Source organism: uncultured Agrobacterium sp., from assembly GCA_913777615.1.
Taxonomy (GTDB): Bacteria; Pseudomonadota; Alphaproteobacteria; order Rhizobiales; family Rhizobiaceae; genus Agrobacterium.
In genome coordinates, this window is sequence record CAJYTK010000017.1 from 359,595 (window position 1) to 372,196 (window position 12,602).

14 protein-coding genes and 1 tRNA gene are annotated in these 12,602 nt (G+C 56.3%); 11 read left to right on the top strand and 4 right to left on the bottom strand.

Annotated elements, in window-relative coordinates; all coding sequences use genetic code 11:
- Positions 1-89: 89 nt before the first annotated feature.
- From QZ862_RS16315 to QZ862_RS16325, 3 genes are all read right to left on the bottom strand, one after another.
- Entirely contained in the window at positions 90-1,016 is a 927-nt protein-coding gene (locus QZ862_RS16315; RefSeq protein ID WP_296100970.1) for a Gfo/Idh/MocA family oxidoreductase, read from the bottom strand.
- A gap of 98 nt (positions 1,017-1,114) precedes the next feature.
- Positions 1,115-1,957, bottom strand: coding sequence for a polysaccharide deacetylase family protein (locus QZ862_RS16320; protein ID WP_296075105.1), 843 nt, complete (start codon positions 1,955-1,957; stop codon positions 1,115-1,117).
- Positions 1,958-2,053: 96 nt separating this feature from the next.
- Complete coding sequence (locus QZ862_RS16325) at positions 2,054-3,937, bottom strand: ABC-F family ATP-binding cassette domain-containing protein (protein WP_296101038.1); 1,884 nt, start codon at positions 3,935-3,937, stop codon at positions 2,054-2,056.
- 114 nt (positions 3,938-4,051) lie between these two features.
- On the opposite strand from QZ862_RS16325, the gene QZ862_RS16330 reads away from it, so the two are divergent.
- The 3 genes from QZ862_RS16330 to ndk all read left to right on the top strand — a co-directional run bounded on the left by QZ862_RS16330 (position 4,052) and on the right by ndk (position 6,141).
- Entirely contained in the window at positions 4,052-4,810 is a 759-nt protein-coding gene (locus tag QZ862_RS16330) for a class I SAM-dependent methyltransferase (protein WP_296100971.1), read from the top strand.
- Between the two features lie 116 nt (positions 4,811-4,926).
- Complete coding sequence (locus tag QZ862_RS16335; RefSeq protein WP_296100973.1) at positions 4,927-5,616, top strand: glutathione S-transferase family protein; 690 nt, start codon at positions 4,927-4,929, stop codon at positions 5,614-5,616.
- Between the two features lie 102 nt (positions 5,617-5,718).
- Positions 5,719-6,141: a nucleoside-diphosphate kinase gene (gene ndk / locus QZ862_RS16340; protein WP_062425595.1), complete on the top strand. Its 423-nt coding sequence runs from the start codon at positions 5,719-5,721 to the stop codon at positions 6,139-6,141.
- Between the two features lie 205 nt (positions 6,142-6,346).
- Here ndk and QZ862_RS16345 read toward each other — a convergent pair whose 3' ends face one another.
- The gene (locus QZ862_RS16345) at positions 6,347-6,877 is read right to left on the bottom strand and encodes an outer membrane protein assembly factor BamE (protein WP_296022251.1); all 531 of its coding nucleotides are present in this window, start codon (positions 6,875-6,877) and stop codon (positions 6,347-6,349) included.
- 274 nt (positions 6,878-7,151) lie between these two features.
- On the opposite strand from QZ862_RS16345, the gene QZ862_RS16350 reads away from it, so the two are divergent.
- The 8 genes from QZ862_RS16350 to QZ862_RS16385 all read left to right on the top strand — a co-directional run bounded on the left by QZ862_RS16350 (position 7,152) and on the right by QZ862_RS16385 (position 12,597).
- On the top strand, positions 7,152-7,691 hold the full coding sequence (locus QZ862_RS16350) for a ubiquinol-cytochrome C chaperone family protein (protein WP_296100974.1): 540 nt from the start codon (positions 7,152-7,154) through the stop codon (positions 7,689-7,691).
- Positions 7,692-7,699: 8 nt separating this feature from the next.
- On the top strand, positions 7,700-8,263 hold the full coding sequence (locus QZ862_RS16355; protein ID WP_296100975.1) for a DUF177 domain-containing protein: 564 nt from the start codon (positions 7,700-7,702) through the stop codon (positions 8,261-8,263).
- Positions 8,264-8,362: 99 nt separating this feature from the next.
- Positions 8,363-9,424 carry a phosphate acyltransferase PlsX gene (gene plsX / locus QZ862_RS16360; protein ID WP_296022243.1) on the top strand — a complete coding sequence of 354 codons (1,062 nt, stop codon included), beginning with the start codon at positions 8,363-8,365 and terminating at the stop codon, positions 9,422-9,424.
- A gap of 3 nt (positions 9,425-9,427) precedes the next feature.
- Positions 9,428-10,399, top strand: a complete 972-nt coding sequence (locus tag QZ862_RS16365; protein WP_296022240.1) for a beta-ketoacyl-ACP synthase III — start codon at positions 9,428-9,430, stop codon at positions 10,397-10,399.
- Between the two features lie 145 nt (positions 10,400-10,544).
- Positions 10,545-10,883: an integration host factor subunit alpha gene (locus QZ862_RS16370; protein WP_296022238.1), complete on the top strand. Its 339-nt coding sequence runs from the start codon at positions 10,545-10,547 to the stop codon at positions 10,881-10,883.
- A 164-nt stretch (positions 10,884-11,047) separates the two neighbouring features.
- Positions 11,048-11,587, top strand: coding sequence for a MerR family transcriptional regulator (locus tag QZ862_RS16375; RefSeq protein ID WP_296073786.1), 540 nt, complete (start codon positions 11,048-11,050; stop codon positions 11,585-11,587).
- A gap of 154 nt (positions 11,588-11,741) precedes the next feature.
- Positions 11,742-12,452, top strand: coding sequence for a nuclease (locus tag QZ862_RS16380; protein WP_296100977.1), 711 nt, complete (start codon positions 11,742-11,744; stop codon positions 12,450-12,452).
- Positions 12,453-12,515: 63 nt separating this feature from the next.
- Positions 12,516-12,597, top strand: a tRNA-Leu gene (locus QZ862_RS16385).
- The last annotated feature ends 5 nt before the right edge of the window (positions 12,598-12,602 follow it).

Genomic DNA, 12,602 nt, shown 5'->3' on the forward strand with positions numbered 1-12,602 from the left:
CATCTCTTTGAAAAGATTGCGTCAAGGAAAATGGCCGGGGTCTTCCCCGGTCATTTGTTTATCGGCAAAGCCTGTCAATGATCTTGTGATCAGTCGTAGAAGGAATCGACGAACTTGTGACGACCGAGCAGGAATGCATCGGCGACGTGAGTCAGCGGTGCAAGATCGACATCGGATGTCTTCGCCTTGATGATTTCGGCAAAGCGTTCGTAAAGGGCAGGATATTCACGCTCAGGCTGGGCTAATTTCAGTTCGCCATTGATAGAGAGCTTTGCGCCGCCTTCGGACAGGACCATTTGACCTGCCTCTGTTTCGGCGACAATATCCCAGCTCTGCTTGCCCGTCTGGCGCCAGTCGAATTCGGCATGAACCGGCATCTTCGTCACGTCGGAGAAATGAATGTCGGCTGCAATCGGCGCATCACGGTTTTCCGGGAATTCCAACGTCGCCTTGGTGATGAAGAGCGCGCGCGGCAGGATATGGGTGATGATGGAGAGCGCATTGATACCTGGGTCGAAAACACCAAGACCGCCGGCCTGCCAGATCCATTCCTGGTTTGGATGCCACTGGCGCACGTCTTCTTTCCAGATGACATGAACGCTGTTGATCTTGGTGGAGGCCAGGAAGCTCTTTGCTGCCTCGACGGCGGGCGCATAACGCGAATGCCAGCTGGCAAAGAGCGAAAGGCCTTTCGAATCCGCCAAGCGAACAAGATCCTGCACTTCGGAGAGGGTCGCGCCGGGCGGCTTTTCAAGGAAGACATGCTTTCCAGCGTTGAGCGCCGCATAGGCAGCCTCATAACGATATTGCGGCGGCATGCAGAGCGACACGGCTGTGGCGTCAGGTACGGCTGCGATCAATTCCTCGATCGTGTGGTAAGAGGGCACGCCTTCCACCGTACCGTGGCGGCTAGCCGTTGCAATGAGGTCGAAATCCGCATTGGCGGCAATGGCTGGAAGATGCTGGTCGCGAACGATTTTGCCGACGCCGACGATGGCAAGCTTGATGGCTGACATGCTTTTAAGACCCGTATGATGCTCTAAAAATAATACTTTATTACTTGTATCAGAAACCGCCGTTCGGGCAAGCTGTTGCTCGATGCTGTCACCGCAAATCAGTTGATGGATGCAACCAGCAACGGCTTCTGAGCGGGTTTTTTGTAGACCAGATGCACCACCTTGTAGCCTTCCGCTTTCAACTGGGTCAGCAGCGCTGGCAGCATGGTGGCAGTGCGCTTGTGAATGTCGTGCATCAGGATAATCCCGCTGCCGCGGTGACGAAGGGCCGCGATCGTGCGTGACGCTACGAGGGCTGGCGTGTCGGTGAAGTAATCCTTGGAATCGACCTGGACATCCATGATGACGAGCCCGCGCTCGGATACCATGCGTCGAAGGTTGTTATTGTCTGCGAGATAGGGGAAGCGGAAGAACATCACGTCAGTATCGGTTGCTTTCGACACGGCTCTTTCACCCTTGGCAATCTCCGCCACTGCGCGGTCGAATGCGAGGCTGCGCAGATTGGGGTGGCTGAATGTGTGGCTACCGATCGTGTGTCCTTCGGCAACGACCTTCTTGGCAATGGCCGGATGCGCCTGCGCCATTTCGCCAACCATCAGGAATGTAGCCTTCACGCCAAAGTCGTTAAGTGTCGCGAGGATCCGCTCTGTCTTTCCGGGGACAGGGCCATCATCGAAGCTGAGCACGACTTCCTTATTGGCAAGAGCGATATCTTTTAAGGACGACACCTCAATGTCGCGACCGGCAAGCCCCATAGGGTTGCGTGGACGCATCCATGCCGCTGGCGACAGTGCGACAGGATCATGTGCACCTGCAGTTGGCTTGTCGGGCATCGTGGCGGCAAAGGCGCTTTTTAGAGACCCGTCGGCCTGCGGCTTGCCTGCGCAACTGGAAAGGCACAGCGCAATGGCTGCGGACACGAAGAGTGAGGAGAAGCGCATGAAAAGCTCGGCAAATCAGGGATGACGTTGCTGCCGAGCTTTCTCTCATTATGGTTAACGGTGCGTTACTTTCCCGCTGGCGAAGTAACGTTTCATTTATCCACCCATCGCGTCTTCATATTCACTGGACAAGAGCAGCCATTGTTCTTCCGCTGCAGAAAGTTTGGCGGCCGCTTCTCCGCGCTGCTTGACCTTTTCTGCTGCCTTGGCCGGCGCCTTTTCATACAGCGTCGGATCGGCAAGCTCCGTGTCCAGAGCCTGAATCTGTTTCTCAAGCTTCGCCGTCAAGGATTCGATTTCGTTGATCTTTTTCTTCAGCGGCGCAAGTTGCGCGCGCTTTTCGGCGTTGGCTTTGCGCTGATCGGCCTTGGATGCCTGGTCCCCAGCGACCTCGACCTTCTCGTCCTTCTTCTTGCCAGACGCGATGACGATGTCCCGATACTCTTCCATATCGCCTTCGAAGCTCGTGACCGTACCATTGTTCACTAGCCATAGGCGGTCGACGGTTGCCTCTATCAGGTGTCTGTCATGCGAGATCAGGATCACGGCGCCATTATAATCGTTCAGCGCCTCGATCAGTGCGCGGCGGCTGTCGATGTCAAGATGGTTGGTCGGTTCGTCGAGGATAAGGAGGTTCGGCGCATGAAACGCGGCGAGCCCCATCAGCAGACGGGCTTTCTCGCCGCCTGACAAATCCTTGGCAGCGGTTGACATTTTTTCCGTCGCAAGTCCCATCTGTGCCACGCGTGAACGCACCTGTGCTTCCGCCGCCTGCGGCATCAACTTGCGCACATGCTCGACCGGCGTTTCATTCGGCATCAGATCATCTAATTGATGTTGAGCGAAGAAGCCGATCTTCAGACCTGGGGCCAAACGCAAATCCCCCGCTTGCGCGGGAAGACGTCCAGAAATGAATTTGGCAAAAGTGGATTTACCGTTACCGTTGGAGCCTAGCAGCGCGATCCGATCGTCGTTGTCGATGCGCAGATTCAAGCCTTTAAGGATCGGCTTGCCCGGCTCATAGCCGACGACCCCGCTCTGGATGGCGACGATCGGTGAGGCGGGTTGCTTTTCCGGCTCGGGGAAGGTGATCGGCTGGACATGATCTTCTATGACGGCAGCAACAGTACCCATGCGTTCCAACGCTTTGATACGGCTTTGCGCCTGCTTGGCTTTGGAGGCCTTGTAGCGGAAGCGGTCGATGTAGCTCTGCAAGTGCTTGCGCGCCGCATCGCTCTTCACCTTCGCCTTCATCTGCAGCTCGTCGGCTTCCGCCTTCTGCCGCTCGAAGGAATCATAGCCGCCGCGATAGAAGGTCAGCTTCTTCTGATCCAGATGGATGATCGAATTGACGGCATTGTTCAAAAGATCGCGGTCGTGGCTGATGATGATGACGGTGTGGGGATAGCGGCGGATATAGTCTTCCAGCCAGAGCGTGCCTTCAAGGTCGAGATAGTTGGTCGGTTCGTCGAGCAGCAGAAGATCGGGTTCGGCGAAGAGCACCGAGGCAAGCGCTACGCGCATGCGCCAGCCACCGGAAAATGAAGAGGCGGGGCGCAACTGCGCATCCTGATCAAAACCGAGACCTGCGAGAATGGCTGAGGCGCGCGCTTCCGCCGAATGCGCATCGATATCGACGAGCCGCATCTGGATGTCAGCGATCCGGTTCGGGTCGGTCGCCGTTTCCGCTTCCTGCAACAGGGCCGCCCGTTCTTTGTCGGCGGCAAGCACGATAGAGATCAGCGAATCTTCGGTGCCTGGCGCTTCCTGCGCCACCTGACCGATGCGCGCATGCTTGGGAATGGTGACGCTGCCGCTTTCCGATGCCAGATCGCCAGTGATGACGCGAAACAGTGTCGATTTTCCCGCGCCATTGCGCCCCACAAGACCCGCTTTAACGCCGTCAGGCAGCGAGACGCTGGCATTGTCGAGAAGCAGGCGGCCTGCGATACGGGCTGAAAGGTCGGTAATCGTAATCATGCCAGCCTTTTGGCCGAGTTTACGGGAGCTTGCAAGATGGAGAAGCGGCAAGCCCCGCGCCATCGTGAGCTTCTACAGGGTAGGGGGTGTGATGCCGTCAAAAAGAACCCGCCCATGAGCCGTATTCTCCAGCCGATATTGAACCTCTCCAGGCTCGTTCTCTCCCAGGCGATCGTGCTCGGCGGCTTCGTGATCGTTCAGCGTATGGGCTGGCGGCTGCCACTCGGTATTTTCGAAATCCTGCTGATACACGGTGTGTTCTCAGCGCTTATCGGTCGTCTTCTTGGACTCTGGTGGTTCTGGGTGCCGGTGCAAATCCTGCTTCCCTTCGCGGTCGTCTATAATGAAGTTGTGCCGGCCTGGGCTTATGGTCTGGCTTTCATCGCCTGCGTGCTGGTCTTCTGGAACGGTGCCAAGGAGCAGGTGCCGTTTTATATGACAAACCGGCAGACCTGGAACGCGATTAGCGGTCTGGTATCCCGGGAAAATGCGAAATCCTGTGCCGATCTCGGAAGCGGTACGGGGGGTATCGTCATCTATCTGGCAAAGGCTCACCCGGGTGTCCGGGTCGATGGCTATGAGACGGCGCCGCTTCTGACGTTGATCTCCAAGCTTCTGGTCGCGATGAACCGTCGCCCCAATGCGGCGATCCGCTATAAAAGCCTCTGGGATGCCGATCTGTCTCAATATGATCTGGTCTATTGCTTCCTGTCGCCGGTGCCGATGCCCGGCCTTTACGAAAAGGCCAAGGCTGAGATGCGTAAAGGAACGTTGCTTGTCTCCAATAGCTTCGAGATTCCCGGCGTCACTCCGCTTGATGTTCTGGAAGTGCATGACGCCCGTCACACGAAGCTGTTTCTCTATCGTTTCTAACTCCGTCTCACCGCCGGTCGTCTCACTTCAAACCCTGTGATGGCAGATATGAAGACTGGTGGTTTGATTTTCGCCGCATCAGCCTGTTCAATGGGGTCAGAAAAACAGGAGTGACCATGTCGATTACGCTTTACACGCTCTGCGGCCGTGACATCAGCCGTCCGTTCTCGCCCCATTGCTGGAAAACCGTTCTGTCGCTGGCGCATAAAGGGCTGGATTTCGAAGAGCGCCCGCTTGCTTTCACCGCGATCCCCGGCATCGAAAACGGCTTTTCGAAAACGGTGCCGGTTTTGCGTGATGGCGACAGGCTGGTAAAGGACAGCTTCGACATCGCGGTCTATCTCGATGAGGCCTATCCGGATCAGCCGTCGCTGTTTAACGGGGAGGGCGGCAAGGCGCTCTCACGCTTTGTCGAAAGCTGGTCGCAGACGCAGCTCCATCCGGCCATCGTCCGGATCGCGCTTCTTGATATTCATGACATGCTGGATGATCAGGACCAAGCTTATTTCCGCGAAAGCCGAACGAAGGCGCTCGGTGCTGCACTGGAAGACGTCATTGCTGAACGTAATGCGGAGATTGCCGCTTTTCCCGCTCGTTTGGAGCCCATCCGCAAGATGCTCAGCCGTCAGCCGTTTCTCGGTGGCGAAAGCCCGCTCTTCGCCGACTATATCGTCTTCGGAGCGCTTCAGTGGTCGAGGGTCGCCAGCGGCGTCGATCTCTTTGCTGCCAAGGATCCTGTTCGAGACTGGTTCGAGCGCTGCCTCGATCTGCATGGCGCGAAGGGGCGCAGTGTGACAGCGGCGTGAAATGTCACGCAGCTTCTGCCAATTACGGAAAGCCCCCTTGTTTTCGGGCGTTTGGGCGGGTAAACACCGCCCACTTTCTTTCTATGACAAGGAACCGCAATAATGGCGATTGAACGCACATTCTCGATGATCAAGCCGGACGCAACCAAGCGTAATCTCACTGGCGCCATCACCAAGGTTTTTGAAGAAAACGGCCTGCGCGTTATCGCATCCAAGCGCGTCTGGATGAGCAAGCGCGAAGCAGAAGGCTTCTACGCCGTTCACAAGGAACGTCCTTTCTTCGGCGAACTGGTTGAGGGCATGACCTCCGGCCCGACCATCGTTCAGGTTCTGGAAGGCGAAAACGCCATCCTCAAGAACCGCGAAATCATGGGTGCAACCAACCCTGCCCAGGCTGCCGAAGGCACCATCCGCAAGACCTTTGCTCTCTCCATCGGCGAGAACTCGGTTCACGGCTCCGATGCCCCGGAAACTGCTGCTCAGGAAATCGCCTACTGGTTCGCTGAAACCGAAATCGTTGGCTGATCTGTCGGCGACACCATCGGCTCGAAAATCGGATTCGATTTTCGCAAAAGCGCGATGAGTGGGCTAAAGACACAGAGCAAGATTGAAAAAAAACGGGGCTGGTAACGGCCCCGTTTTTGTTTGCGCGCAAATGCTAGCTCTTCAAACACAAAAAAACCGGGCATCGCAAAGATACCCGGTTTCCGAATTGGGCCGAGCGCCTTGCTCAGTAGCTGTTGTTGTTGCCGCCCAGAATGCTCTTGGCGATGCCGGCACCCGCAGGACCACCGGAGAGCAGCTGCTGAAGGAACGTAAGGTCCTTGCCGCCTGTCGGCGTGGTACGAGAAATCGTGTCGAATACCTTGCCGTCCTGAAGCGTGTAGTTCGCCTTCTGTGTCACGACGCCATTCTTGTCGAAATAGATGGCCAGGATGTTCTGCTCAACCAGCTGCGGCTTCATGAAGGCGGCTTTGCGAACGCGCTTCTGCGAGATGTAATAGAAAACCTCATTGCCAAAGGTTGCCGTGGTCGATGGCGTTCCCATGGTCAGCAGCACCTGCTCACGGCTGGAGCCGACAGGTATCAATTGCAGCGACTGCTCGTCCAGCACATAGCCATTGTGGAAAACGTCCGTCGTGCTGGAGCAGGCCGCAAGCAGGCTCGAAGCAATGACGACGGCGATGGCGGTTTTGCTCAGAAATTTGGTTTTTCCGCCCGACTTCTGCTTGCTCACCTGCGTTTCCCCGACTGCGATCATGAATGGCACCTTCCGGCATTGCGTGTCGTACCGCTTCTGTACACACGATTATGTCAATCCGGGGACAGGAATTCCCCGTTTCACCATGGAATGCAACATGTTTCGGAGACGGCTGCCGTTTGCTGGCGCTTCTCCGTTACTGTTTCAGCACGATGATGAACGTGACTGACCCGGCATTGCAATTCTCGGATGCTTCGGTAAACCAGCTTTCACGATCATGCAACAAGTGCGATGGGCGGGACGCGATTTCGTCGATCGATATTCGGATTTTTCGATGGTTTTTGGGATTTTCAAGAAGAAAAACAACAATCGCGCCATCGTTGACCGTCAATATGCGATATTGACGCAAGCCGCGCGTCAGCCAGGTTTTTATCTCCACATGGATGTGCCCGACACGGTGATGGGGCGCTTCGAGATGCTGGCAATCGTCATGATTCTGTATTTCCATCGCACCAAGGACGCATCCATCAGCGGACAGGAGATCGCTCAGGAAATCGTCGACGCCTTCTTTCAGGACCTCGATCACTCCATGCGCGAACTCGGCATCGGCGACCAAGGCGTGCCGAAACGGATGAAGAAATTTGCAGGCATGTTCTATGGTCGACTGGAATCCTACGCGGCCGCAATCGATGGCGCGGATGCCGATGCTCTTGCGGCAGCGCTGCGTCGCAATATATATCCGCAGGCAGACGAGACCGCGCCAGACATGCGCGCTCTCTCGAAATGGATGATGATGGCGTCTGAAACGCTGTCTTCGCAGTCGGAAGATGCGGTCGTGACGGGAAGCGCCACGCTGCCGTCACCGGATTTTTGAGGTTTTCAATGAAATCGCCCCATGCGGCAAATGATGACGCGCCCTTTTCCTATGTCGTCAAGGTAGGCCATATTTCTGCCAATCCGGTCAGGATTGGTCTGGAGGCGAGCCCGGAAGAACTGGCTGCGCTTGCTAAATTCTGGGATGTTCTGTCCGTCGATTATCTTAGGAGTGAATTGCAGGTAACGCGTTGGAAGAGGGACGGCATCAGGATTAAAGGTCAGGTGCAGGCCGGAGTGACTCAGGCTTGCGTGGTAACGCTGGAACCTGTCTCCAGCGTGATCGATGAAAAGGTAGAGCAGATTTTCGTACCGGAAGGCTCGAAGCTCGCGCGACTGACGACGAATGAAGATGGCGAGATCGTGCTTGATCCCGACGGGCCGGATATTCCCGATCAGTTTGTCGGTGACACGATCGATGTAGGAGTTGTGGTCGCCGAGTTTGCCGCCCTTGCTATCGATCCCTATCCGCGAAAGGCTGGGGTCGATTTTGATGGATTTGGCGACAAGACCCCAATGGATGATAAAAAACCATCGCCCTTTGCAGTGTTGAAAGATTGGAAAAAAGACTGAACGCCTTCGTAAGAAGAGAACAATTCAGTTGTAAGCGTGGGCGGAAACGGTATTTTCGCCCGAAAAATACCGCCATGCGGTCAGAAGGATCAGGGACGAGTGATCAGAATAGCAATTGACGTCATGGGCGGGGACCACGGCCCTGATGTTGTCATACCCGGTGTCGCAAAGGCGCTTGAGCGGCACAACGACGTGACATTTCTGCTTTATGGGCAGAAGGACAAGTGCGATCATATTCTGGCGCAACATCCCCAGCTTCTCGCAAAATCGGAATTCTTCGACTGTGAAGTCTCCGTAGGGATGGATGAAAAGCCGAGCCAGGCGCTGCGCCGGGGCCGTTACGTGTCGAGCATGTGGCGTGCCATCGAAGCGGTGAAGGTGGGCGAGGCGGATGTGGCCGTGTCTGCTGGGAACACCGGCGCGCTTATGGCCATGGCCAAGTTCTGTTTGCGCACCATGGCGCGCATCGAGCGCCCGGCGATTGCAGGCATCTGGCCGACATTGCGTGGCGAAAGCATCGTTCTCGATATCGGTGCGACGATCGGCGCAGATTCGCAGCAGCTTCTCGACTTCGCCCTTATGGGTGGCGCAATGGCACGGGCGCTGTTTGATGTAGATCGCCCGACTGTCGGTCTGCTCAATGTCGGTGTCGAAGAGGTGAAGGGCCAGGAAGAAGTCCGGGAAGCCGGTCGCCTTATCCGTGAGGCGGACCTCGCCACCATCGATTATCGCGGCTTCGTCGAAGGTGACGATATCGGCAAGGGCACGGTGGACGTGGTCGTCACTGAAGGCTTTACCGGCAATATCGCACTGAAGGCTGCGGAAGGCACGGCACGCCAAATCACCACTTTGCTGCGCGAAGCGATTTCCCGCAGTTTCTTTGCCAAGATCGGCTATCTTCTCGCTAAAAGCGCATTCGATGTGCTGCGTGAAAAGATGGATCCGCGTAAGGTCAACGGCGGCGTTTTCCTGGGATTGAATGGCATCGTCATCAAGAGCCATGGCAGCACGGACGCGCTTGGTTTCGCCTCTGCCATCGATGTCGGTTACGACATGGTGCATAACGGTCTGACCGCCAAGATCGAAAATGATTTGAAAGCTTACCACGCAAGAAGACTTCCGCCTCCCGCGCCTGAAGCTCTCGTGGTCGATGAGGAATAATCAATGATCCGCTCTATTGTACGTGGCTTCGGAGCGGCGCTCCCGAAGAGGGTTGTGACCAACCAGGAAATCGAGGGCATCGTCGAAACCTCGGACGAATGGATCGTTCAGCGCACCGGCATCAAACAGCGCTACATCGCCGGCGAAGGTGAGACCTCTGCATCGCTGGGTGAGGCCGCGGCCCGCGCAGCCCTGGAAAATGGCGGTCTGAAGCCGGAAGATATCGATCTCATCATCGTTGCAACATCTACGCCCGATAACACTTTTCCGGCAACTGCGGTGAACATCCAGAACCGTCTCGGTATCACGGGCGGTTTTGCTTTCGACGTTCAGGCCGTTTGCTCTGGTTTCGTTTATGCGATGGCGACGGCCGACCTCTACATTCGTGGCGGCATGGCAAAGCGCGTGTTGGTCATCGGCGCGGAAACCTTCTCGCGAATTCTCGACTGGAAGGATCGCACCACTTGCGTTCTTTTCGGCGATGGTGCTGGCGCTGTCATCCTGGAAGCGGGTGAGGGTGAGGGCAAGACGTCTGACCGTGGCGTGCTGACCTCCAATCTGCGCTCGGACGGTTCGCATAAGGAAAAGCTCTATGTCGATGGCGGGCCATCGACGACAGGGACGGTCGGTCATCTGCGCATGGAAGGTCGCGAAGTCTTCAAGCATGCTGTCGGCATGATCACCGACGTGATCGAGGCAGCGTTCGAGGCAACCGGCACGACCGCGGATGATCTGGACTGGCTCGTTCCACACCAGGCGAACCGCCGCATTATTGACGGCTCCGCGAAGAAGCTCGGCATTCCCTTGGAGAAGGTCGTCGTTACGGTCGATCTACACGGAAACACATCTGCTGCCTCCATTCCGCTCGCTCTCGCAACCGCTGCGGCAGACGGACGTATCAAGCAGGGCGATCTAGTCATGTTGGAAGCAATGGGCGGTGGCTTCACCTGGGGCGCAGTGCTTCTGCGCTGGTAAACTGTAGGTTACGGTACTCACGTAACCCCTTGCCATCATTGCCGTAAATCCCTAAACGATTCTGGAAACATTTCTTGACCGTTGCCATCAACGGCAATAGTCTCGGGCAGTTTCCAGAACACAACAGAGATAAGCGCGGGGAAAAATGGCCGGTAAAACTGTGACACGTGCGGATTTGGCCGAGTCTGTGTTCCGCAAAGTGGGTTTGTCCCGAACCGAATCCGCCGAGCTGGTCGAAACCGTCATCGACGAAATCTGCAACGCCATCACCCGTGGTGAAGTTGTAAAGCTTTCCTCCTTTGCAACCTTCCAAATTCGTGAAAAAAACGAGCGTATCGGTCGCAACCCCAAGACCGGTGAAGAAGTTCCGATCTCGCCGCGCCGCGTAATGACCTTCAAGGCCTCGAACGTTCTGAAACAACGCATCCTCAAAGCCCATGCGTCACGCAAGGCAAAGCAGAAGACCCCGAAGCCCGGCTCCTGAAGCGGCTTCTTTCGGTAGCAATAGCTCCATTTCGATACCTCACTCCTCTTCTTCCTGTGAACACACTTGAATTTCAACCTTCAAGCCGTTGAAATAAAGACGATTCGCATCGTACCTTGTCGTGTATTTTGCAAACCTGTCATTTCGCCGGGTGGGAGTTAAGCGTGGATAAGAGTCCGGACGCCTTTAGAACGATCAGCGAAGTTGCGGACGAGCTCGATCTCCCGCAGCATGTGCTGCGTTTCTGGGAAACCCGCTTTCCCCAGATCAAGCCGATGAAGCGTGGGGGCGGACGCCGTTATTATCGTCCGGACGATGTCGATTTGCTCAAAGGCATCCGCCATCTGCTCTACGATCATGGTTATACGATCAAGGGCGTTCAGAAGCTCCTCAAAACCAACGGCAACCGTTTCGTTGCGGCCATCGCTTCGGGCGACATGGCGACGATGGAAGCCATCATGGCTGCAAGCGGTGAAAAGCAGACTGCCGAACCGCGTGTGGCGCCATCGGACGACGATGAAGTTGTCGGACGCCCAAAGGCCAGGCCCAGCGGTCGTTTCTTTGGTTTCGGCGGAGGAAGTTCCGACGATACACCGGAAATTTCCATCGGCAAATCCAGTATCAGCAAAGACGATCGTGCCCTGCTGCAGGAGGCGTTGTTCGACCTTCTGGAATGCAAACGCCTGCTCGACCAAGTGCGTTAACCGACGGGTGAGCTCGAAAAACATCTCACGTTTCGGTCGGTGGAAGAGCTGTGGATAACGCGGCGCTTCGCCAGCGCCCGTCGAATTTATATCAAATGCCAACCTTTCGGAAACTCCTTCAGCGGATAATGCCCGCCTGAAAAGGAGTTGTACTGTGAGCAAGAGAAAGCCTTCAAGCCGCCGTGCGTCGTCCAAGTCCAAGGGTGGCAGCGTCTGGTCCTGGTTGATCCTGTTTGGTGTCGCAATAGGCGGCATTCAGGTCTATGAGCACCGCGACACTCTGTTACCAAAGATAAGGGGAGTTGTTGCATCCGCGTCCAAGCCGTCAGCACCCGCGATGCGCGAAACGAGTGTGCCCAAGCAGGTCGCAGCTCTAAAGCCCTCCCAGACAGTCGGCCTGCCAACGACCGGCGCGCCTATTCCGCCACGCTCTATCGCTTCTGCAGGATCTGCGCTGAGCACTGGTCAACTGCCGCCAGCGACTTTGCCATCGCAAAGGCCACAGGTGGAAAATGTTTCGCTCGGCGCCAAGCCCGGCACATTTGCCTTTTGTGGGCGCTCCGGCCTGAACAATTGCGTGATGGACGGCAACACCTTCTGGATGAAGGGAGTAAGGATGAAGCTTGCTGGCATCGAGGTCCCGCAAACGGATCAGGCGCGCTGCATGGAAGAACGTGCGCGCGGCTTCACCGCCAAGGTGCGTCTGCGCGACATGCTGAACTCCGGCGGCTTCCAGATTGCAGCCGGAGGGCAGGGCGCAGAAGTAAAAGCCCTGTCCAGGTCAGGAGTTTCTTTTGCCGATCAGTTGATCCGAGAGGGGCTTGCACGCCGTGCTGGTTCCGCAAGTCCATCCTGGTGTGGGTAATACGTTCTAAGAAACTCTTGCAGTTGACCGGAAGCGGTCACGCTGTGTAGATGGGAAATGCATGCGGGCGTGATGGAATGGTAGACATACCGGACTTAAAATCCGGAGCGAAAGCGTGCGGGTTCGAGTCCCGCCGCCCGTACCAAATCG

What these genes read in the sequence shown, in the direction of transcription:
- ndk (WP_062425595.1), top strand. Translation starts at nt 5,719, where the DNA reads ATGGCGATTGAACGCACATTCTCGATGATCAAGCCGGACGCAACCAAG.
- QZ862_RS16355 (WP_296100975.1), top strand. Translation starts at nt 7,700, where the DNA reads ATGAAATCGCCCCATGCGGCAAATGATGACGCGCCCTTTTCCTATGTC.
- QZ862_RS16345 (WP_296022251.1), bottom strand. Translation starts at nt 6,877, where the DNA reads ATGATCGCAGTCGGGGAAACGCAGGTGAGCAAGCAGAAGTCGGGCGGA.
- QZ862_RS16365 (WP_296022240.1), top strand. Translation starts at nt 9,428, where the DNA reads ATGATCCGCTCTATTGTACGTGGCTTCGGAGCGGCGCTCCCGAAGAGG.
- QZ862_RS16315 (WP_296100970.1), bottom strand. Translation starts at nt 1,016, where the DNA reads ATGTCAGCCATCAAGCTTGCCATCGTCGGCGTCGGCAAAATCGTTCGC.
- QZ862_RS16350 (WP_296100974.1), top strand. Translation starts at nt 7,152, where the DNA reads ATGGTTTTTGGGATTTTCAAGAAGAAAAACAACAATCGCGCCATCGTT.
- QZ862_RS16325 (WP_296101038.1), bottom strand. Translation starts at nt 3,937, where the DNA reads ATGATTACGATTACCGACCTTTCAGCCCGTATCGCAGGCCGCCTGCTT.
- QZ862_RS16335 (WP_296100973.1), top strand. Translation starts at nt 4,927, where the DNA reads ATGTCGATTACGCTTTACACGCTCTGCGGCCGTGACATCAGCCGTCCG.
- QZ862_RS16330 (WP_296100971.1), top strand. Translation starts at nt 4,052, where the DNA reads ATGAGCCGTATTCTCCAGCCGATATTGAACCTCTCCAGGCTCGTTCTC.
- QZ862_RS16320 (WP_296075105.1), bottom strand. Translation starts at nt 1,957, where the DNA reads ATGCGCTTCTCCTCACTCTTCGTGTCCGCAGCCATTGCGCTGTGCCTT.
- QZ862_RS16370 (WP_296022238.1), top strand. Translation starts at nt 10,545, where the DNA reads ATGGCCGGTAAAACTGTGACACGTGCGGATTTGGCCGAGTCTGTGTTC.